The organism is Pyxidicoccus caerfyrddinensis, assembly GCF_010894405.1.
Lineage (GTDB): Bacteria > Myxococcota > Myxococcia > Myxococcales > Myxococcaceae > Myxococcus > Myxococcus caerfyrddinensis.
In genome coordinates this window covers 330,507-350,538 of the sequence record NZ_JAAIYA010000007.1, presented here as the reverse complement: position 1 = coordinate 350,538, position 20,032 = coordinate 330,507, and the positions used below count along the sequence as shown (strand labels likewise).

Sequence of the window (20,032 nt, the reverse complement as noted above, 5' to 3'; positions counted from 1 at the left end):
GGCCGTGCAGGCCTCGCGCGCGAGGACGCGCTTCCCATGCTCAAGAACAACCCGGTGATGAAGAAGCTGGTGGAGACGGGCGAGGAGCGGATTGGCAAGCTGGCGCAGCAGCTGCTCTCGAACGAGAAGTTCGTGGCGACGGTGCAGACGCTGGTGGCCCGCTCGCTGGCCGCGAAGGGCACGCTGGACAGCACGCTGCGCACGGCGCTGTCGGCCATGAACCTGCCGTCCACGGCGGACCTGGAGCAGCTGCGCTCGAAGGTGGACGACCTGGAGCGGATGCTGGCCTCGGTCGAGGGCAAGGTGGACACGCTGGTGGCGGCGAAGTCCTCCTCGAAGAAGTAGTCGCGCCCAAGGCCATGCGGCGCATCGCCTTCATCAACGAGAAGGGCGGCACCTGCAAGACGACGCTGGCGGTGAACACCGCCGCGTGGCTCGCGCGAGAGAAGGGCCTGCGCGTGCTGCTGGTGGACCTGGACACGCAGGGCCACGCGGGCAAGGTGCTGGGCGTGGACGTGCGCACGCTGCCGCGCAACGTCTTCCATCTGCTGACGGACGAGGCGGTGCGACTCGGGGACGTGGTTCAGCGCTCGGCGGTGGAGGGCCTGGACGTGCTGCCCGCGTACAAGGAGATGGCGGACTTCCCGGTGGTGGTGGCCGGGGACGCGCGCCGGGCGCACCGGCTGGCGGACCGGCTGCGCGCGGCGGAGGACGCCGGCTACGACGCCATCGTCTTCGACGCGCCGCCGTCCATGGGGCTCACCACGCGCAACATCCTGGTGGCCTCCACGGAGGTGGTGGTGCCGGTGGCGCTGACGTACCTGGCGCTGGACGGCTGCGCGGAGGTGGCGGACACCGTGCGGCAGGTGGGCGAGGCGGAGGGGAGGCCCGAGCTGCGCGTCACCAAGGTGGTGCCCACGCTGTACCGGAAGACGGCGCTGGCCACGGCCATCCTGGAGCGGCTGAAGGCCTACTTCCCGGACGCGCTGGCGGCCACGCCGCTGGGCTACGACGTCAAGGTGGACGAGGCCCAGAGCCACGGGAAGACCATCTGGGAGTACGCGCCGAAGAGCCGGGGGGCCCGCATGCTCGCGGCCATCGCAGCCGAGCTCCACGGCGGGCCCGCCCCCCGGAAGAAGGGGCGGACGCCGAAGGTGGCGTAGGGCGCGGCCGCGAAAGCGGCTCACGCCCCTGGGGACGGCTACTGCTTCTTCTGCTGCTCGACCTGCTCGAGCTTCTTCTCCAGCTCCTCCAGACGCTGGGTGAGCGACGCCATGTCGCGGCCCAGGGCGGGGAGGTTGCCGGTGAGGTTCTCGACGACGTGCTTCACGCGCTCGTCGATCTTCCGCTGCCAGTCCTCGAAGGCGCGCTGGCTGGCCTTGAGCAGGTCGGCGGGGTTGAGGCCGGCGGCGCCCGCGGTGTCGGGGGCGGCGGCTGCGGCGGCGGGCTCCTCGGCGGCGGGGGCGTCCGTCTTGCCGGTGGTCTCGTCGCGGCGCAGGAGCTTGTCGAGGCGGGACTCGGCCTCTTCACGGATGGAGGCCACGCGCGGCGTGACTTCCTTCTGGATGAAGCCGGAGATGGACTCGCCGGGGTGGCGGATGATCTCCCGCAGCACCGACAGCGGCATCTGGTTCTTCTTCTTCTCCTCCTCGAAGATGATCTGCGCGAGCGTGACCGAGGTCAGGTCCTCCTTGGTACGATTGTCGACAATCCGTACCTCGGTGCCCTCCTTGATCATCGCGGCGATCTCATCCAGGGTGACGTACCGGCTCTCCACGGTGTCGTAGAGTTTCCGGTTCGTGTACCGCTTGATGATCTTGGGCTCCTTGCTCGGAGCGCCTGCTTGCTCGGCCTCGCTCATGTGTCTCTCCGCCCCTTTTGGGCTCGACTCCAAGCCACGTGCCCCGCCTGAGTCTCGCAGGGGCGAACCTCGTAGCAGAGGGGTTGATAGCGAGCAAGCAACGAGAACCCGGCTCGCCGTGTCCGCCTACTGCCCCTATACTCGCGCTCCCAGCCGGGCCTGCTGAATGATCGTCAAGTGCGAGCGGTGCCAGACGCGGTTCAAGATCCCCGATGAGAAGGTGACGGACAAGGGGGTCAAGGTCCGCTGTACCAAATGTCAGAACACCTTCCGGGTGACCCGAGAGACCGCCGCGGGCGGGACGGGTGCGTCGCCTGCGCCCCCTCCGACGGGGCAGGCGGACCCGTTCGCCGAGTTCGGGGTCGCTCCCGACCCCCAGCATGTGGAGATAACGAAGCCGGGGTACTTCGCGCAGGGCGTGGAGGCCACCCGGGGCTCACCTGCCCGTCCGCCCTCCACGCCGTGGAACAGCGTGGACGGCGACATCGACACGGAGGCCGGCGTCTTCCAGGAGCCGACCCGTATCGGCCCGATGCCGCTGCCTCCCGCCGCCCGTCCCGCGGCGACTCCGTTCGATTTGTCCGAGCCCGAAGGGCCGGGGATGGCCGTGCCGCTGCCCGCCCCCACGGGAGGGCCAGGTGCTCCGGGCCGGTCCCCGACGGGGCTGTATGGGAGCGCGGTGCCCCCGTCGGAGGCACTTCCCTACCTGTCGGATGGGGCCGTGCCGCTGCCGGGTGCGACTTCCGGAGCCGTGCCGCTGCCGGGCGTGGCCGGGGCGAGGAGCGCGTCGCCTCCGCCTCCCCCTGGCTCGAGTCCGGGGCGTGCGGCGCCCGCCGCTGCCGCGGGCCCGGCCATTCCTGCTCCGGTGACGATGTTCGGTCCGCCGAAGGGGGGCGCCCAGGCGCCCATGGCCGCGCGCGGGGGGCCGGGAAGCCGGCCACCTCCGGAGCCTGGCGCTCCTCCGGCGGCGGTGGGCCCGGCCGGTGGGCCTCCGGAGAATGCACGCAGGGGCACCGCTCCCGGCGCCGCCGTGCCGCCGCCTCCCTTCCCTCTGGGGGGCGATGACCCGTTCGCCGACCTCCTCGGGGCTCCTGGCGATTCCGCGCTGCCCGTGCCTGCCGGGGCGTTCGACCTGCTGCCCGCACCCAAGGCCCCCGCGGCCGCGAGACCCGCCGGTGCTCAGGCCCCGCGGCCCTCGCCCACGGCTCCCGCCGAGGCGCTTCGCCGGGCCGCGGCCCCTCCGGCCTCCGCTCCCACGGGGGCGGTGGCGCTGGGCCCGGTGCGACCGGCGCCCTCGGGGGCTCCTCCCGCCGCCTCCTTCCCGGGAGAGGACCCGTTCGGCTCCATCGACATCGACGACGCCACCGTCACCGATGTGCGGCCCGCCGCGCTTGCCCCCCTGCCGGCTCCCGCTGGCGAGGACCCGTTCGGCTCCATCGACGTCGATGACGCCACCGTCACCGCCGCGCATCCGGCTCCGGCGTCCCTGACCGCGCCCTCGGGCGCGGACCCGTTCGGCTCCATCGACGTCGATGACGCCACCGTCACCGCTGCGCACCCGGCTCCCGCGTCCCTGACCGCGCCCCCGGGAGAGGACCCGTTCGCGTCCATCGACCTCGGCGGTGCTCGAGGCGCGCCTTCCGCCGCGTCGCCCGCGAGGGCCGCCGCGCCCGCTCCCGTGGCGGCACCGCCGGCCAGGGCTCCCGCTCCGCCCCCGCGGCCCGCCTCGAGCGCCAGTGACTTGTTCAACCTCTCCTCGGACGTGGACCCGTTCGGCGAGCAGGCCGGCGTGCAGCCCACCGACACCGGCCGCGCCGCGCTGCTCGGGGCGCCGCCTCCGCACGATGACGGCCTGGAGGACCTCGCCTCCCTGTCCGAGTCCGGCGGGGGCTCGCTGTTGGGGGACGTGCCCCCGGTGGCGGAGGCCCAGGAGTTCAGCGTCACCCTCGGCAAGGTCGGCGCCCCCGGCGCGGGCTCCGTCGAGGTGCTCGACGTGGGCACCGTGCCGGCCTCGCCCGCCGTCACCGTGGCCCGGCCCACCGCCCGGCCCGAGGACGTGGGCATTCCGCAGAGCCGGCCTCCGAGCCGCGCCCGCAAGGCCACCGCGCTGCTCGCCAACCTCGTCGTGGCCGCCGTGCTGGTGGTGGCCTTCGCCGCCGTGGGCCGCGTCTACCTGCGCGAGGGCCGCGTGGACCTGTCCGTGCTCTCCCCGGACCGCCTGCGCACGCTCGTCGTCCCCGCGTCCCGGCCGCTCGTGGCCGTGGACGTGACGAACGCCCTCTACGAGACGCAGTCCGGCCGGCCGCTCTTCTTCGTCCGGGGCGAGGCGGAGAACCGCACCGGCACCGCCACCCGCATCCGCGTGCGCGCCGCGCTGTATGACGGCAACCAGCGCGTGCGCTCCGCGGAGGCGCTCGCAGGCGCGGTGCCCACGCCCGAGGAGCTCCACGCCGTGGGCAACTCGGAGGCGGCCACGGCGCTGAGCCAGCGCATGGACGCGGCGGCCACCCCCGTGGCGCCCGGCGCGAAGGTGCCCTTCCTCGTCATGTTCCAGGAGTACCCGGCGGACCTCGGCAGCTTCCGGCTGGAGGTGACGCTGGAGCCGGTACCGCCCGCGACGGCGGAGGCCGGGGGCCGCACGGAGTAAGCCACGATGAGCACGCTCGACGAGGCACGCACCGTCGCCCGCTTCCTCCACGCCCTGAGCGGCGGGGCCGAGGTGCGCCGCAAGGCCGCCGCGCGCGAGCTGGCCCGGAGAGACCCGCTCGACGCCAACGAGCTGGTCGGCGAGCTCATCTCCCTGGCCCGGGGCGGCTGGGCGCCCGCCTCCTGCGTGCTGACTGACTTCATGGCCGCGCTGGCACAGGAGGCCGAGCACATCCCCCACGTGGACGCGCTGCGCCGGCTCGCGCACGTGCAGTCGCTCGACACGGTGGCGGACCTGTTCGCCCAGGGCCCCGCGAAGAAGGAGATGGACGCGGATGCCGCCGCCCGCGCGGACGCCACCGCCTTCTCCCAGTCCCTGGGCCACCTCAAGCAGCAGGCGCGCCTCACGCGAGACCCGGACACGCTGTCCCGCCTGGCCACCGTCAGCAACCCGTCCGTCCTGCGCAACGTGCTCATCAACCCGCGCCTCACCGAGGACCTGGTGGTGCGCATCGCCGCCCGCCGCCCGGCCCGTCCCGAGCCGCTCATCGAAATCTGGAAGTCACCGCGCTGGTCCGTGCGCCATGGCGTGCGCCGGGCGCTCGTCTTCAATCCGTACCTGCCACCGGAGATTGGCGCGAAGATCGTCCCGCTCCTGAGCAGCACGGACCTGCGCCAGGTGGCCACGAGCGCCACCCTGCACCCGGCCCTGCGGGAGCAGGCCACCCGGCTGCTCACCGCGTCAGCGGACGAGCGTCAGGTGCCCGACAGCCCGGCCCCGGCGCGGCGCCCCGGACCTCACGGACTGGATTGAGGCTGGAAGGGCGCGGGCCTAGCGGCGGCGCGGGTGGTTCGGGTCGCTGAACTCGGCGTCCGTGCTGCCCCGGCGCGACGAGGTGAGCGACTTCGAGTTCGCGTCGACCAGGTCCTCGCCCTTGGAGGCCTTCTTGAACGAGTAGACGAACTTGCCCACGGCGTTGCCGAGCTGACCCATGCGGGCGGCCGAGAAGACCACCAACAGGATGAAGCCGAGGACGATGATTTCTCCGAGGCCGAGGCCCAGCATGGTGCGGGCACAGTGCAGCAAAGGGGCGGGGGAGGCAAGCCGCGCGTCCACCTCCGGACGCGCCCGCCCGCACCGTTGCTGCGCGGCGGGCCCATCCGTCGCAGACTGGCGGCCCATGCTCCTGCTTGCCCACCGCGGCGCCAGCGCCGATGCCCCGGAGAACACCCTCGACGCCTTCGCCGAGGCCGCCCGCCAGGGCGCCGACGGCGTGGAACTGGACGCCATGGTGTGCGGCTCCGGCGAGGTGGTCGTCTGCCACGACGAGCGCCTGGACCGGCTCGCGCGCCTGCCCTGGGAGGTGCGCGTCACGCCATGGTGGAAGCTCCAGCGCGCCGACGTGGGCTCGCCGCTGGGCTTCGCGCCTGCCCGCATCCCCCTGCTGGAGGAGGTGCTCGACGCGCTGCCCGCCCACTTCCTCGTCAACATCGAGCTGAAGTGCGAGCGCTTCGACGACGACGGCCTCGCGAAGAAGGTGGCGGACCTGGTCCGCCGGCGCGGGCTGGCCGAGCGCGTGGTCATCTCCAGCTTCAACCCGCTGTGCCTCTTCCGCCTCGCCGCCGTCGCGCCCGAGCTGCGTCGGGGCTTCCTCATCGACCCGGACAAGCCCTGGGCCGTGCAGGCGTACGGGGTGAGCCCGCTGGTGTCCTCACACTCGGTCCACCCCTTCCACGAGGCGTGCACCCACGAGCGCGTGGCCGCGTGGCGCGCCGCCAGCCTGCGCGTGGCCGCGTGGACGGTGGATGACCCCGCGCGCGCCGCCTCGCTGGAGCGGATGGGCGTCAGCTACCTCATCACCAACCGCCCCGGCGCCGTGCGCGAGGCCCTCAGGGCCGCAGCTTAAGGACGACTCAGAAGTCTTGAGGACGACTCAGAAGTCGAAGCCGAGCGTGGTGTTGAAGGCGAACACCGCCGGCACGCCGCGCGTCTCCTCGGAGTCCGGGTCCGGGGCAACGCTGCCCGTGCGCGTCAGCGACAGCTCCGCGCCCAGCTGCAGCACGCCGCCGATGAACCGCACGCCGCCGTACAGGCGCTGATTCACATTGTCGCCGAAGGACACCTTCGCGTACTCGGCGGTGTCCTCCAGCGCCGCGCGCGAGTTGTTCGCCGTCGAGTCGTCGAAGGTGCGGTTCGGGTTGAAGTCGAGGGTGCTGGAGGTGGCCCCCACGAAGCCCAGGTCCAGGCCGCCGTAGGGCGTCAGCGTCACCATGCCGCCCAGCGGGAACTGCTTGCCCACGCCGAAGTCGAGGCCCATCACCGTCAGGCTCAAGTCCCGCGCGCCGAACAGGTGCGTCACGTGCCCGCGCACGCCGAGGTCCGGCAGCCAGGTGAAGCCCTCGTTGACGGCCCACTTCAGCTCGCCCGTAGCCACCACCTGCCGGCTCTTCTCCATCCAGCCCACGCGTCCGCCCAATTCCAGCGAGAAGGGCAGGCCCTTGCGCACGTGGAAGGAGGGGATGAGCACCGTGGAGGGCTGCGGGCTCTCCGTGGGGATGAGGATGCTGTCCGGCAGCGACACCACGGACAGCTCCGCGTTGACGGCCCAGGCCGAGTGGCCCGTCGTCTCCGGCGGCATCAGGTTGATGGAGGTGATGGCCGCGCCCATGACGCGCGCGAAGGCCTGGAAGTCCGCGTTGGCGGACACGCTGAAGTTCAACTCGTCCCGGTCCGGGTTGCCGAACCGGTAGATCTGCAGGTCGTTGTCGTCCGCGTACGCCGTCGCCCCTGAAGCACAGGCCGCAAGGACCAGCCACCGACTGAACGTCCGCATTCGAGTCACCGCCTCCGGGGGCGCGCGACCGGCCGGGGGGCGCCCAACGCGTCGGACGCTAACGCCTGCCCGCGAGGAGCGTCAACAAAACGGGCGGCCCCTCCCGAAGGAAGAGCCGCCCGGAAGAGTCCGGCGCGCCGCGTGGGGCGCGCAAAGCGCCTGGTACTGCTACTGCTGCTGCGGCTTCACCGTGGTGGCGCTGGTGCCCGGCGCGGCAATCTTCTGGGCGACCGCGGCCGGACGGCGGCGGATGACCAGCGTGCGGCGGCTGGCGAAGTCGCTGTCCTCGCGGGCCACCACCAGCACGTTGTTGTTGCCCTCCTTGAGCGCGAACTCGGTGGAGAACTTCAGCGTGTTGGGCTCGCCGCCCTTGGGGTCCACGCCCTTGAAGTAGACCTTCTGGTCATTCACCAGCACGTAGACGTCCAGGAGGCCGTTGGGGTCATTCACCGCGCCGGACAGCGTGAACTTGTCCCCGCTGGCGACGAGGCCACCGGCGGCCGGGTCCACGTCCAGACGGATGTCCGGCGGACGGTGCTGCGTGGTGAGCGCCAGCTTGGGCGCCGTGGCGCGGCCCGCGGACTTCTGCTCGCGGGCGTCCTGGGTGCGCACGAAGGCGAAGCGGCCCTTCTCCATCTCCACGCGGTAGAAGCCCTTGGTGACGGCCTCGACGGGCAGCACGGTGACGCCGCCCACCTTCGCCACCGGACGGGCGTCCGCCGACGGGGCGCCGAACAGCTCCGCCTTGTCGTTCACCCGGACGAAGGACTTCTTCGGCTCCAGCGCGGCCACCGCGGCGTCACGCACGGGCAGCTCCAGCTTCTCCATGACGAACTCCTCGAGGGGCTCGTCGATGATGGCCAGCTTCAGCGGGAAGCTGTCGCCCTTGAAGCCCTTCTTCACCTCCAGGTTGAAGCGCGCCGACTTCGTCTCGCCGGGCTTGAGCTCGCCCAGCTTGAAGCGGCCCTTCTCGATGAAGATGTTGGCGTCCCCGCCATTCTTGATCTGCGTGAAGGAGTCGAGCGCCGGGCCGGTGCCCGCGTTCGTCACGTCCAGCACCACCGCGACCGTCTCCCCGCGCTGCACGGTGCCGTCGCCGTTGCAGGTGGCGCAGTCGTCGATGATCTGCCAGTTGAAGGCGAAGGCGGGGCGGGGCAGCTCCACGAAGTTGAGCTCGGCCACGCGCGTCTCGGGCAGCGCGCCCTGGTCGTCGAAGAAGCGCACCGTCACGTCGTCGCGGCGGCTGGTGAGGTCCTTGGGCAGGCGCACCTTCACCTTCCAGGACTTCTTCTCACCCGGGTTCAGCGCACCGAAGAGGAACTCGCGGCGGTCCAGGAAGGCGTTGTCGCTCTCCGTCCAGGCGCGCACGCGCTTGAGGGGCTCGGTGCCCTTGTTCTCGGCGGTGACGACCATCTCCAGCACCTCGCCGGCGGCAATCTTCGCGTCGGCGCCGGGGCTCAGGGTGGCGGCCAGCTGCACGTTCTTCGGCGTGGGGCCGGCGCTCCAGTCGATGCCCAGCCCGGCGATGGCGGAGTTGATGCGGCCCTCCTCGTCCTTGCGCTTCTGCTCGACGAAGGTCTTGCCCTGCGCCAGCTGCTGCTTGCGGGTGGTGGCCGGAGCCTTCAGCACGTAGTCGCGCGCGAACTGGACCTCGAAGTCCTCCTTGATTTCGTCCTGGGACTCGGCGTCGAGCTGGTCGTCCAGGTCCTCGCCCTGGCCGGCCACGTCCACGTCCAGCAGCGGGTTCTCCTTGTCGCCGTGCTTCTTCTCGCCGGCGGCCTTCTCGTTGGCGGCCACCTTCGGGTTCTTGGTCTCTTCCTTGGCGGCGGCGACCTGCTGCTGCTTCTCGTCGACCTTCAGGTACTTGAGGCTGTCCAGCGGCTTCTCGCGGTCCAGCACGTCCTCGCGCTTCTTGGCGACGGTGGACGAGTCCGGGTTGCCGAAGTGCTGGTCCAGGTCCGCCTCACCCATGGAGCGGCGCGGGGCGAACACGTCCAGGCGCTCGTCGGTGACGCGCGTGGGGACGAGCTGGATGTCCGGGACGATGCCGACCTCCTGGATGGAGACGTCGCCCGGGGTGAGGTACTTGGCGATGGTCAGCTTCAGCGCGCTGTCATCCGGGAAGTCGTACAGCACCTGCACGCTGCCCTTGCCGAACGTCTGGCGGCCGATGATGACCGCGCGGTCCAGGTTCTTCAGCGCGCCGGCCACGATTTCAGACGCGGAGGCGCTGCCGGCGTTCACCAGCACGGCGATGGGGTACGCGTCCTCGCCCTCGGTGGGACGCGCGCGCTTCTCCTCGCGGAGCTTGTCGGACAGGCCCACCGTCGCGACGATGGTGCCGCTGGAGAGGAAGGTGTCGGAGACCTGGATGGCCTGCTCGAGCAGACCGCCCGGGTTGCCGCGCAAGTCGAGCACCAGGCCCTTGAAGCCGCCCTTGGCCGCCGCCTGCTTGCGCATCTCGGTGAGCGCGGACTCGAGGTCGCGGGTGGTGTTGCCCTGGAAGTTCTTCAGGCGGACATAGCCGACGTTGCCGGCGAGCAGCTTGTGCTGGACGCTCTCGATGGAAATCATCGCGCGCGCCAGCGTCATGGCGCGGGGCTTGTCCCAGCCATCGCGCTCGACGGTAATCGTGATGCGGCTGTCCACCGGGCCGCGCAGCTTGGACACGGCCTCGTTGAGGTCCATGTTGACGGTGGACTCCTCGCCAATCTTCTTGATGCGGTCGTCCTTCTGGATGCCGGCGCGGTGCGCGGGCGTCTTGGGCAGCACCTTGACGACGGTGAGGTTGCCCTCGCGCATCTGGATGACGAAGCCGAGGCCGCCGAACTCACCCTTGGTGGAGAGCTTCATCTCCCGGTAGAGCTCCGGGCGCAGCAGCACCGAGTGCGGGTCCAGCGTGGACAGCATGCCGTTGACCGCGGCGTACTCGATGTCGCGCGTCTCCTCGATGGGGCGCATGTTCTTCGACAGGAAGTCGAAGACGTCCTTGAGGGCGAAGGACATCTTCCACAGCGAGTCCACGTGGGCGATGTCGAACTCGCGCTGCTTGCCGTTGACGTTGACGTTGAGCTTGCCCGACTCGGCGTTGCCGTCCACGAGCACGTCGGGGACGCTCTTCTCCACGTACTCCAGCGCGGCGATCATCATCTCCTTGGGCCGCACGCGCTTGGGGTCGACGTAGTTCTCCTTGACGTACAGGATGACCTTCGTCAGCACCCGGAGGCTGTTGAGGTCGTGCTGGGCCTTCTCGCCCTTGGCGGCAGGCAGGCTGCCGTCCCAGGAGCCTTGCCCGGCCTCGGCTGCGCCCATGGTGAGCGGCAAGGGCGCCCGGTTGCTGCCCACCAGGGCCCAGGCGCCGAGAAGCACGGCAACGGCTGTGATGCGGCGGAAGAAACGCGGCATGTGATTCATCCAAGCTGGAGCGCCGAAGCGCCCCTGGGTATTGCGAGAAATGCCCTGAGATTCCGTACGTTTGTAACGCGAAAAACGAGCGCTGGGAGCGGCCGGGCAAGCCTAATCACGCCTGCCGGGTGCTTCAAGGCATCGCCTTGCTGCTGAGGATGCAGAACGTCCCTGACGGTCATTGCGTTCCCGCCACCTCGGGAGGACAGCCAGCGCGGACGTTTATTTCAGGGCAACCGGGTTGCCGTCCGGAGGCGGCGGCAGGAGCCGGGCCTCGCGCAGGCCCCGGTACAGCAGCGTACCGGCGATGATGGCCAGGGGTAGGAAGAAGGTGTTGAGGATGGGCACCCAGAGCAGGACATAGACGCCCGCGCCCAGGCCGAGGCAGAGGGCGCGCCGCTCGCGGAGCATGCGGCGCACCTCGGCGAAGGGGTACAGGTGGCGCGTCATGGGGGCGGCCAGGAACTCGCCCGCCATCCACGTCATGGTCCACAGGCTGCCGAGCACCGTCCACAGCACGCTGCCCGCCCCGGGTATCAGGTGGAGGGGCATGAGGATGGCCAGTCCCACCACGAGGAAGAACAGGCGCGCCAGCGTGTGCGCCACCCCGGTGACGATGCCACGGATGAAGCCCGCCAGGGTGAAGGGCGGGCCCTCGTCCCCTCCCACCACGGCCTCGGTCGTTTCGGAGAGCGGGTCCTGGAGCGGGGCGAGCAGCAGCGGGGGGACCACGTTGGCGCCCACCACCCAGACGACGAGGGAGGAGAGCACCAGCACCGTGTACCAGCCGAAGCGGCCGTACCAGGACTCGGGCAGGGGCCAGTACCCGGCGAGCAGGCCGGGGGCGTGGCTCCATAGCACCCAGCCCAGGCCCACCAGCGCCACGGCGGTGACGGCGGCGCAGAGCAGGGACAGGAGGAACAGGCGCCGGGAGCGGAAGAGCAGCGAGAAGGCGCGCCCGAGCAGCCCCAGGCCCTGGAAGAAATCGGACAGCCGGGCACTGGGGGCGATGGCGGGGACGGCGGAATGTGGGGTCATGAAGGGGCCGTGCGCAAATCAGGGCGGGTCCAATGTCCCACGTTATATAGGGCGCGCTCATGTCTCTCGATCTCAAGCGCGCGGCCTCCGAGCCCATCACCTCCGTCGACATGCTGGTGGCCGGCTTCCGGGCCGCCGAGAAGCCCCGGGGCGAGCACCGGCTCGGCCTGGAGCACGAGAAGTTCATCTACCCCGCCGGGTCCGCGAAGCCCCTGCCCTATGAGGGTGAGTCGGGCGTGGGTGCGCTGCTGGGCCGGCTGGCGCCGGGGGGCTACACGCCCTTCCGGGAGACGCCCGAGTCGCCCGTCATCGCCCTGCAGCGCGGCATGGCCACCATCTCCCTGGAGCCGGGTGGACAGTTCGAGCTGTCCGGCAGCCCCTTCCACACGGCGCGCGAGGCGCACGAGGAGAACCTGGCGCACCTGCGCGAGGTGAAGACGGCGGCGGACGCGCTGGGCCTGCGCATCGTCTTCCTGGGCTACCGGCCCACCGTCACCCCGGCGGACATGCCGTGGATGCCGAAGACGCGCTACCTGGTCATGCGCCGCACGCTGCCGGAGCGCGGCCGGCTGGCGCTGAACATGATGCTGATGACCGCCACCGGACAGGTGTCCCTGGACTGGGCGGACGAGGCGGACTGTGTCCGCAAGACGGTGGTGGTGGCGCGGCTGTCACCGCTGATGAACGCCATCTACGCCAACAGCCCGCTGGTGGAGGGCAAGCCGTCCGGCTACCTGTCCTTCCGCAACCGCGTCTGGGACGAGGTGGACCCGACGCGCTGTGGCTACCTGCCGGCGTTCTTCGACGGCTCGTTCTCCTACCGCGCCTACGTGGACTGGGCGCTGGACGCGCCGCTGCTCTTCCTTCGCCGCAACGGGCAGTACCTGCACCCCAAGCTCTCCTTCCGGCAGCTCTTGAAGGAGGGGTTCGAGGGCAAGCCGCCCGATCTGGACGACTGGACGGACCACCTGTCCACGCTCTTCCCCGAGGTGCGGCTGAAGAAGGTGCTGGAGGTGCGCGGCGCGGACTGCGTGAATCCGGCGATGACAGGCGCGCTGGGAGCGCTGTGGCGCGGCATCCTCTACGACGCCACCGCGCTGGACGAGGCGGAGCGCCTGCTCCCGAAGCTGAGCTTCGCCGAGCACCAGGCGTTCCACGACACCGCGCGCCGCGAGGGGCTGGGCGGGAAGCTGGGCTCACAGGAGCTGAAGCGGCTGGCCGCGGAGATGGTGGCCATCTCCCGGCGCGGCCTGCAGCGGCTGGACGCGGCGGACGCGCCGCTGCTGGACCCGCTGGCGGAAGTGGCCGCCTCGGGACGCTCGCCCGCGGTGGCCGTGCTCGAGGCGTGGGAGAAGGACCCCCGCCCCGAGTCGGTGCTGGCCCGCTTCTCGCTGTGACGCGGAGCTAGAAGCGGCCGCCAACGGTGATGTTGGCGTTGAACAGGCTGCCCGTCTCGTCACCTCCGCCGGGCGACTGGACCAGCTCCTCGTTGCCGACGAGGCTGTACGTGGCGCGCGCGCCGGCGACGATGTTGCCGAAGCGGTAGTCCAGGCCGGCCGCCAGCGGGATCTCGGTCTGGACGTCGTTGTCGTAGACGTCCTCCGCGCCGTTCGAGGGGTTGAGGTAGCTCAGGCCGAAGCCGGCCCCCACGAAGGGCCGCCACTTCTCGTTGAGCAGCGGCCCCACCTTGCCGAGGATGGTCCCGTTGTGGCGCCAGATGCCCTCGCCGCTGTCCACCCGGCTGTCGTCGATGGCGAGGCGCTGGCCCTGGTAGCCGGTCTCGATGCCGATGAGCGACCACGGCTGCGCGGTGGCGGCGATGCCCAGCAGCGGGCCCGGGTTGGTGTTGTCGGCCAGGTCGCCGGTGTAGCCGCCCACGCCCAGGCTGACGTCGAGCCCCACCGGGGGGTTCTCCTTCACGCCCAGCTTCGGGCCTACTTGCTGGGCTTCAATCGCGAACGCTGGCGCTGCCAGGCATGCGGCCGCTATGGCGGCTCCTCCCCAAATCGAACGTCGCATCGCATTCCTCCCCGATGAATCGGTCAGCGGAAAGGTGGGCATCCGTCGACAAGGCTACAGGGAGGGACACTGCGGCTGGCGGTGGCTCGCAGGGCCGCGACGCGAAGGTGCCTTCCAGCGTTGGAGGGGCCGGGCGCTCAGCGGCGGCCGAAGAGCTTCTTCAGTCCGGACAGCAGGCCGCCCGGACGCGCCTCGGGCTCGCCCTCCAGGGGTGAGCGGGCGATGAGCGTGTCGCGGGCCGCGTCGTCCAGGTCGTCGCCGGCCAGGGAGACGGGCTTTCGCTTCGCGCCGGGGAGCGTGGCCTCCAGCGAGAGGGCGCCGTCCGCGGTGAGGGCGAAGTGCAGCTCGGCCTCGCCCGGCCGCTCGACGAAGAGGGAGAGCTTGCCGAGGTATTCGTCCTCCGTCGCCAGGGGGGAGGGGCCCTGGAAGAGGGCGAGCTCCAGGGCGCCAGGCGAGGGGATGGGCAGCACCAACGTCTTGCTGGTGGGCAGGCGGGTGTTGCGCTCCAGCACGCGGCGCAGGGTGCCGCCGCGCTCGGCGACGCCGATGGGGGCGGAGAGCACCTCGGACACGGTGGCGGCGGGCTTGCCGGCCTCGGCCAGCAGCAGGCCCTGACCGAGCAGCGCCGCGCCGAGCGCCACCGCGCCGCGCGGGTCCACGTCGTCGCGCACGGGGACGCCCAGGCTCTCCTCCAGCCGGCGGCGCACCAGCGGCGTGCGGCTCTGCCCGCCCACGAGCAGCACCGCGTCCAGCCCCTGCGGTGAGAGGGCGTTGGACTCCAGCACCTCGCGGACGACGGCCGTCACGCGCTGGGCGAGGTCCGCGGTGAGGGCCTCCACGCGCTCGCGGGTGAAGGGGGGCACCGTGCCCGAGGCGAGCGAGACGTCCACCTGCTCGCGCTCGGAGAGGGCCACCTTGGTGGCCTCGGCGGCGGTGCGCAGCGGGGCCCAGTCGAGCAGGTGCTGCGGCCGGGGGACGCCCTGGTCGGCGAGGTCGGAGGCGAGCGCCTCGGCGATGCGGGCGTCGAAGTCCATGCCGCCCACCATCGGGTCGCCGCCGGTGGTGATGACCTCGAGGTCGTCGCCCGTCACCTGGACGACGCAGACTTCCAGGCCGCCGCCGCCCAGGTCCACGACGAGCACCCGCTTGCGGGCGAGCCCCCGGCCCTGGCCGTACGCGAGCGCCGCGGCGGCGGAAGCGGTGAGGATGCGCTGCGCGTCGAGCCCCGCGAGCGTCGCGGCCTCGCGCAGGGCGGCGCGCTGGCGGTCGGTGAAGTGCGTGGGCGCGCAGATGACGGCGCGCGTGGCCTTGCGGCCGACGAAGGTCGCCGCGGCGTGCTTCAGCTCGCGCAGCAGCAGGGCGGTGAAGAGCGTGGGGGCGATGAGCCGGCCGCCCAGCTCGACGGCCGCGTCACCGCTCGGGTCGGACGCGACGGGGAAGGGGAGCTGCGGGGACAGCTCGCGCAGCCGGGGCGAGCGCGCGCGCAGGCCGAGCAGCCGCTTGAGGCCCGTGGCGGCGCGGCGCGGAGCGCGGTCCGCTTCCACCTGCGCGCCCGGGCCGACGAGCAGCTCGCCGCTGCCGTCCACCGCGACGAGGGCGGGCAATTCCGTGCCGTCCGTGCCGGGGAGCGGGACGAGCTTCGCGGTGCCCTCGTGGAAGACGGCGACGCGCGCGTGCGAGGTACCCAGGTCGATGCCGAGGATGACTTCCGGTACCGAAGGCACCGGCGTGGTCGACGTGACGGGTACGTCGAGCAGCGCGCGGCGGCGGTTGCGCACCGCCTCGGCGTCCTGGGCGGCGGAGGACGTAGGCTCGGGCTCGGTGGGAGTGGCCGGCGCGGTGGGCTGGGGCGGAGGCTCGGTGGTGGCCGGCGCGGTGCGGTCCACGGGGGGCGGCGTGGTGGGCTGTGCCTCCGCGCGCTCGACGGTTGCCGGAGTGGACGGCGGCTCGGCACGGTCGCCGGTGATGGCTCCCGCCGGCTCGGCCATGGGGCCAGTCGGGGCAGAAGGCTGGCCTGTGGGCAGGCGGGCCTCGGTGGATGGTGCAGGCTTGATGCCCTCGCTCGCGACGGGCGGCGCGGTCGCCGCGAGCGGCTCGGAAGCCGGCGTGGGCGTGCTCACCGCGGGAGGAGGCGCCTCCCAGGGCGCCTGGACGGACTCGGGAGCTGGCGCAGCCGACTCGCGAGACGTTGGCGCTTCTTCCGACTCCGGCTCCGTCAGGCTCGCGGTGATGTCGAAGCCGAGGTCTTCATCCTCCTCTGTCCGGGGCGACGGCTCGGACGCGGCGGCGGCCTCCGGGCGTGTCTCGGACGGAGCCGCTTCGGCCGCTCCGGACTCCTCGGACGGCGTGGGTTCCCCACGCTCGGCGGTCCCTGCCTCTTCGCTCGTCGCGGCCTCGGCCGGTGTCGCGGCTTGCTCTTCGACGGGCGCCGGAGCGGGCGCCGCTTCCGTCACGCGTCGCGCAGGCTCGGCCGAGCCGCTGCGCCGGGCCACCACGCGGTCGATGAGCGCCTTGCTCGCGGCGTCCAGCTTCACGAAGCGCACCGTCATTCCGGCGCGCCCGCCGCCCGCGTCCACCTGCGCCTTCACCACCACGCCTTCGCCGCGCAGCAGCCGCGTGCCGTCCGCCAGCACGAACTCGAACGCGAGCCCGGTGCCCTCGGGCTTCAGCGCGCGCGTGGCCACGAACACGCCGCCGCGCGCCACGTTCGAGCCGTACTTCTCGATGAACTCGTCCTCCGTCGTGTACGGAAGACGGATTCGCAGGGGAAGGAGCTTGGACGCGAGCCCGCTCATCGCAGGGGAATCCGTACGTCCCCTCCGGACCCCTGCATCACCAGGTGCAGGCCGTCTTCCAGCAAGGCTGCCGGGGGGAGCTCGAACAGGAGGACCACGTCGGTGCGCTCCTGCGGCGCCCAGGTGCGCCGAAGGGGCCGCGTGCCCGCCACCACCTGCGCGTCACGGGCCAGCGGATACGGCTGGCCTCCCGCGCCCATCACCTGCGCGCCGTCCAGGTCCAACGTCATTGGCGCGGCGCCCACGTTCTGCGTGACGAGCCGCACGCGGAGGAACAACTCCTCCGTCGTCAGGGCCACCTTCCCGGAGCCCTTCACCGAGTGCGAGGACTCCAGCCCGGTGAGCTTCACCGCGAGGGTGTCCACGTGCACGGTGGCGTTGGGCTCGGGCAGCGCCAGCGGGCGGTCCGCGGACTCGTCGAGCCCCGCGGCCAGTCCCGCCAGCTGCGCATTCGGGTCGCCCCGCGTCGACTCGGGCCCCCGGGTGGGATGGCCACCCTGGTTCACCCGGTCCACCTCGGCGCGGAGCTTCTGCAGCGTCCGGTCATCTCCCCCGCCCTCGGCACCCCGCGCGGACTCCTCCTTCGTGCAGCCCCCCAACAGGAGGGCCGCAGCGGTGAGGAGCGCCGTCGGCGCCAGGGAAGGGGAGGACCGGGGACTCACGCCGCGCCCGCGCCCTTCACCAGCTCGTACAGCTTCTCGAGCGCCGCGGGCAGCTTCGCGGCATCCGGACCACCGGCCTGAGCCATGTCCGCCTTGCCGCCGCCCTTGCCGCCCACTTCCTTCGCCATCTCCCGCACCAGCGCGCCGGCGTTGATGCCCCGGGCCACGACGTCCTTCGTCGCCGCCACCAGGATGATGGCCCGGCCGTCCTTCTCGCCGCCGATGGCCACCACACCCGAGCGGATGCGGTCTCTCAGCTGGTCCGCCATGCCGCGCAGCACGCTGTCGTCCGCCGAGTCCACCTGCGTGGCCAGCACCTTCATGCCGTTGACCTCGCGCGCCTGCTCCAGGAGGTCCTTGCTGCCCGCCGTCTGGGCCTTCACGGCGACCTCCTCCACCTTGCGCTCCAGCTCCTTCACGCGCTTCTGGGTGGCCTCGACGCGCTTGGACAGGTCCTTGGGGGACGTCTTCAGCAGCTCGGCCGCGCGGCGCAGCTCGTGCTCCTGCTCGCGCACGTACTGGAGCGCGCCGATGCCGGTGAGCGCGACGATGCGGCGCACGCCGGAGGCCACGCCGCTCTCGCTGGTCACCTTGAACAGGCCGATGTCACCGCTGCGGCGCACGTGGGTGCCGCCGCACAGCTCGGTGGACTCCGGGTGCACGGTGACGACGCGCACCGTCTCGCCGTACTTCTCGCCGAACATGGCGACGGCGCCGGACTTCTTCGCGTCCTCCAGCTTCATGACGCGCGTCTCCGCCGCCGCGTTGTCGCGAATCCAGCCGTTGACCAGGTCCTCCACCTTCTCGAGCTGCTCCTGCGTCGCAGGCGAGAAGTGCGAGAAGTCGAAGCGCAGGTAGTCCGGCGCCACGACGGAGCCCGCCTGCTTCACGTGCTCGCCCAGCACCAGCTTCAGCGCCTTGTGCAAGAGGTGCGTCGCGGAGTGGTTGGCGCGGATGGACTTGCGGCGCTCGACGTTGACGCCCGCCTGCACCATGTCGCCGACCTTGAAGGTGCCCTCGGTGACGTTCACGGTGTGGACGACGAGGCCCGCCACCGGACGCTGCGCGTCCTCCACCTGCGCCACCGACTTGCCGCCGTGGCCGACGACGCGGCCGGTGTCGCCCACCTGGCCACCGGACTCGCCGTAGAAGGGCGTGCGGTCCAGCACCAGCTCGACCTTGTCGCCCTGGGAGGCCTGCGTCACCTCGGCGCCGTCCTTGAGGATGGCGCGGATGCTGCCCTCGCCCTCGTGGCCCTCGCCCTCGTAGCCGAGGAACTGCGTGGGCCCGAGCCGCTCCACCAGCTTCATGTAGACGTCGGCGATGCCCTGCCCGGGGCCGATAGGGCCCGTCGGCCCGCCCTGCCCGATGAGGACCTTGAAGCCCTCCAGGTCCACGTCGTAGCCGCGCTCGCGGGCGATGATCTGCGTCAGGTCCCACGGGAAGCCGTAGGTGCCATGCAGCAGGAAGATGACCTCGCCGGAGAGCTGCTTGCCGCCGGACTTCTGCAGCTTCGCCAGCTCCTCGTCGATGAGCTTCAGGCCGCGGTTGAGAGTCTGGCGGAAGCCGCTCTCCTCGTGACGGCAGACCTCGAGCACGAAGGTGCGGCTCTCGCGCAGCTCGGGGAAGGCGTCGCCCATCAGGTCGATGACGCGGTCGACGACCTTGAAGAAGAAGAGCTCGTCCAGGCCCAGCTGGGTGCCGTGGCGGATGGCGCGGCGCATGATGCGGCGCAGGACGTAGCCGCGGCCCTCGTTGGAGGGCTGCACGCCGTCCGAGATGAGGAACGCCGCCGCGCGGCTGTGGTCCGCGACCACGCGCATGGAGGCACCGCCCTCCTGCGTGTACGTCTTCCCGCACAGCTCGCTGACCTTCGCGATGATGTTCTGGAAGAGGTCGGTCTCGTAGTTCGAGCGCTTGCCCTGGACGACGGACGCGATGCGCTCCAGGCCCGCGCCGGTGTCGATGGAGGGCTTGGGCAGCGGAATGAGCGGCGCGTCCTTCTCCTTGCGCTCGAACTGCATGAACACGAGGTTCCAGATTTCGAGCCAGCGGTCACAGTCACACGCGACGCCCTGGCACGTCTTGCCCGCCGCCTCTTCTACACAGGCGATGTCGTTGCCCTGGAAGTAGTGGATTTCGGAGCAGGGGCCGCACGGGCCGGTGTCGCCCATGGCCCAGAAGTTGTCCTTCAGGCCGAGCTTGTAGATGCGCTCACGGGGCACGCCCTGCTTCGCCCACAGCTCGAAGGCCTCCTCGTCCCAGGGGATGCCGCCCTCGCCGTTGAACACGGTGACGGCGAGCCGCTGCGTGTCCAGGCCGAGCGTCTTCGTGACGAACTCCCAGCCGTACGCAATCGCGTCGGGCTTGAAGTAGTCGCCGAAGGAGAAGTTGCCGAGCATCTCGAAGAACGTGTGGTGACGGGCGGTGTAGCCCACGTTGTCGAGGTCGTTGTGCTTGCCGCCGGCGCGCACGCACTTCTGCGACGTGGTGGCGCGCTTGTAGTCGCGCTTCTCGCGGCCGGTGAAGACGTCCTTGAACTGCACCATGCCTGCGTTGGTGAAGAGCAGGGTGGGGTCGTTGGCGGGCACCAGCGAGGAGGAGGCAACGCGGCGGTGACCACGCTCCTCGAAGAACTTGAGGAACGCCTCGCGAATCTGGGAGGCGGTGAGGGCGGAAGGCATGGTGTGGGTATATGCCACAACGCGGGGCGGCGCAGGAGTTCTTGGAGGGTGCATGGGGTAGGAGGACGGCCCACGCGCCCTGTGGCTG

Annotated in this window: 15 protein-coding genes; 6 read left to right on the top strand and 9 right to left on the bottom strand. The window is 71.5% G+C overall.

The window, feature by feature from the left end; genetic code table 11:
* Positions 1-36 precede the first annotated feature (36 nt).
* Both G4D86_RS19170 and G4D86_RS19165 read left to right on the top strand, forming a co-directional pair.
* Entirely contained in the window at positions 37-345 is a 309-nt protein-coding gene (locus G4D86_RS19170; protein WP_163995415.1) for a hypothetical protein, read from the top strand.
* Between the two features lie 14 nt (positions 346-359).
* Positions 360-1,163, top strand: coding sequence for a ParA family protein (locus G4D86_RS19165; RefSeq protein WP_163995414.1), 804 nt, complete (start codon positions 360-362; stop codon positions 1,161-1,163).
* A gap of 38 nt (positions 1,164-1,201) precedes the next feature.
* Here G4D86_RS19165 and G4D86_RS19160 read toward each other — a convergent pair whose 3' ends face one another.
* The gene (locus tag G4D86_RS19160; protein WP_163995413.1) at positions 1,202-1,861 is read right to left on the bottom strand and encodes a polyhydroxyalkanoate synthesis regulator DNA-binding domain-containing protein; all 660 of its coding nucleotides are present in this window, start codon (positions 1,859-1,861) and stop codon (positions 1,202-1,204) included.
* 166 nt (positions 1,862-2,027) lie between these two features.
* On the opposite strand from G4D86_RS19160, the gene G4D86_RS19155 reads away from it, so the two are divergent.
* Entirely contained in the window at positions 2,028-4,508 is a 2,481-nt protein-coding gene (locus tag G4D86_RS19155; protein WP_163995412.1) for a zinc-ribbon domain-containing protein, read from the top strand.
* A 6-nt stretch (positions 4,509-4,514) separates the two neighbouring features.
* Positions 4,515-5,321 (top strand): hypothetical protein, encoded by an 807-nt coding sequence (locus tag G4D86_RS19150; RefSeq protein WP_240360340.1) that lies wholly within the window; start codon positions 4,515-4,517, stop codon positions 5,319-5,321.
* 18 nt (positions 5,322-5,339) lie between these two features.
* Here the strand turns inward: G4D86_RS19150 and G4D86_RS19145 are convergent, their stop codons facing one another.
* A complete protein-coding gene (locus tag G4D86_RS19145) occupies positions 5,340-5,690 on the bottom strand; it encodes a twin-arginine translocase TatA/TatE family subunit (RefSeq protein WP_240360339.1) in 351 nt (116 codons plus the stop codon).
* On the opposite strand from G4D86_RS19145, the gene G4D86_RS19140 reads away from it, so the two are divergent.
* Complete coding sequence (locus G4D86_RS19140; protein WP_163995411.1) at positions 5,689-6,414, top strand: glycerophosphodiester phosphodiesterase; 726 nt, start codon at positions 5,689-5,691, stop codon at positions 6,412-6,414. The two genes, G4D86_RS19145 and G4D86_RS19140, sit on opposite strands and share 2 nt — an antisense overlap.
* Before the next feature lie 27 nt (positions 6,415-6,441).
* Here G4D86_RS19140 and G4D86_RS19135 read toward each other — a convergent pair whose 3' ends face one another.
* The 3 genes from G4D86_RS19135 to G4D86_RS19125 form a co-directional block, all read right to left on the bottom strand.
* Positions 6,442-7,341: a hypothetical protein gene (locus tag G4D86_RS19135; RefSeq protein ID WP_205519634.1), complete on the bottom strand. Its 900-nt coding sequence runs from the start codon at positions 7,339-7,341 to the stop codon at positions 6,442-6,444.
* Positions 7,342-7,509: 168 nt separating this feature from the next.
* Positions 7,510-10,755, bottom strand: a complete 3,246-nt coding sequence (locus tag G4D86_RS19130; protein ID WP_163995409.1) for an MXAN_5808 family serine peptidase — start codon at positions 10,753-10,755, stop codon at positions 7,510-7,512.
* A 213-nt stretch (positions 10,756-10,968) separates the two neighbouring features.
* Positions 10,969-11,784, bottom strand: a complete 816-nt coding sequence (locus G4D86_RS19125) for an EI24 domain-containing protein (protein WP_163995408.1) — start codon at positions 11,782-11,784, stop codon at positions 10,969-10,971.
* A 59-nt stretch (positions 11,785-11,843) separates the two neighbouring features.
* Between G4D86_RS19125 and G4D86_RS19120 the strand changes: the two genes are divergently transcribed.
* Positions 11,844-13,181: a glutamate--cysteine ligase gene (locus G4D86_RS19120; protein WP_163995407.1), complete on the top strand. Its 1,338-nt coding sequence runs from the start codon at positions 11,844-11,846 to the stop codon at positions 13,179-13,181.
* Between the two features lie 7 nt (positions 13,182-13,188).
* On the opposite strand, the gene G4D86_RS19115 is transcribed toward G4D86_RS19120, so the two are convergent.
* From G4D86_RS19115 to alaS, 4 genes are all read right to left on the bottom strand, one after another.
* Positions 13,189-13,803, bottom strand: a complete 615-nt coding sequence (locus G4D86_RS19115; RefSeq protein WP_275899125.1) for an outer membrane beta-barrel protein — start codon at positions 13,801-13,803, stop codon at positions 13,189-13,191.
* Positions 13,804-13,940: 137 nt separating this feature from the next.
* On the bottom strand, positions 13,941-16,598 hold the full coding sequence (locus tag G4D86_RS19110) for an Hsp70 family protein (RefSeq protein ID WP_163995405.1): 2,658 nt from the start codon (positions 16,596-16,598) through the stop codon (positions 13,941-13,943).
* Positions 16,595-17,260: a hypothetical protein gene (locus G4D86_RS19105; protein WP_163995404.1), complete on the bottom strand. Its 666-nt coding sequence runs from the start codon at positions 17,258-17,260 to the stop codon at positions 16,595-16,597. The genes G4D86_RS19110 and G4D86_RS19105 overlap by 4 nt, the downstream gene beginning before the upstream one ends.
* On the bottom strand, positions 17,257-19,944 hold the full coding sequence (gene alaS, locus G4D86_RS19100; protein WP_163995403.1) for an alanine--tRNA ligase: 2,688 nt from the start codon (positions 19,942-19,944) through the stop codon (positions 17,257-17,259). Before alaS ends, G4D86_RS19105 begins: the two co-directional genes overlap by 4 nt.
* Positions 19,945-20,032: the final 88 nt, after the last annotated feature.

Excerpts from the sequence above, each read along its gene's own strand:
- G4D86_RS19170 (WP_163995415.1), top strand. The coding sequence starts at position 37 with ATGCTCAAGAACAACCCGGTGATGAAGAAGCTGGTGGAGACGGGCGAG.
- G4D86_RS19165 (WP_163995414.1), top strand. The coding sequence starts at position 360 with ATGCGGCGCATCGCCTTCATCAACGAGAAGGGCGGCACCTGCAAGACG.
- G4D86_RS19160 (WP_163995413.1), bottom strand. The coding sequence starts at position 1,861 with ATGAGCGAGGCCGAGCAAGCAGGCGCTCCGAGCAAGGAGCCCAAGATC.
- G4D86_RS19155 (WP_163995412.1), top strand. The coding sequence starts at position 2,028 with ATGATCGTCAAGTGCGAGCGGTGCCAGACGCGGTTCAAGATCCCCGAT.
- G4D86_RS19150 (WP_240360340.1), top strand. The coding sequence starts at position 4,515 with ATGAGCACGCTCGACGAGGCACGCACCGTCGCCCGCTTCCTCCACGCC.
- G4D86_RS19140 (WP_163995411.1), top strand. The coding sequence starts at position 5,689 with ATGCTCCTGCTTGCCCACCGCGGCGCCAGCGCCGATGCCCCGGAGAAC.
- G4D86_RS19145 (WP_240360339.1), bottom strand. The coding sequence starts at position 5,690 with ATGGGCCGCCAGTCTGCGACGGATGGGCCCGCCGCGCAGCAACGGTGC.
- G4D86_RS19135 (WP_205519634.1), bottom strand. The coding sequence starts at position 7,341 with ATGCGGACGTTCAGTCGGTGGCTGGTCCTTGCGGCCTGTGCTTCAGGG.
- G4D86_RS19130 (WP_163995409.1), bottom strand. The coding sequence starts at position 10,755 with ATGAATCACATGCCGCGTTTCTTCCGCCGCATCACAGCCGTTGCCGTG.
- G4D86_RS19125 (WP_163995408.1), bottom strand. The coding sequence starts at position 11,784 with ATGACCCCACATTCCGCCGTCCCCGCCATCGCCCCCAGTGCCCGGCTG.
- G4D86_RS19120 (WP_163995407.1), top strand. The coding sequence starts at position 11,844 with ATGTCTCTCGATCTCAAGCGCGCGGCCTCCGAGCCCATCACCTCCGTC.
- G4D86_RS19115 (WP_275899125.1), bottom strand. The coding sequence starts at position 13,803 with ATGCGACGTTCGATTTGGGGAGGAGCCGCCATAGCGGCCGCATGCCTG.
- G4D86_RS19110 (WP_163995405.1), bottom strand. The coding sequence starts at position 16,598 with ATGAGCGGGCTCGCGTCCAAGCTCCTTCCCCTGCGAATCCGTCTTCCG.
- alaS (WP_163995403.1), bottom strand. The coding sequence starts at position 19,944 with ATGCCTTCCGCCCTCACCGCCTCCCAGATTCGCGAGGCGTTCCTCAAG.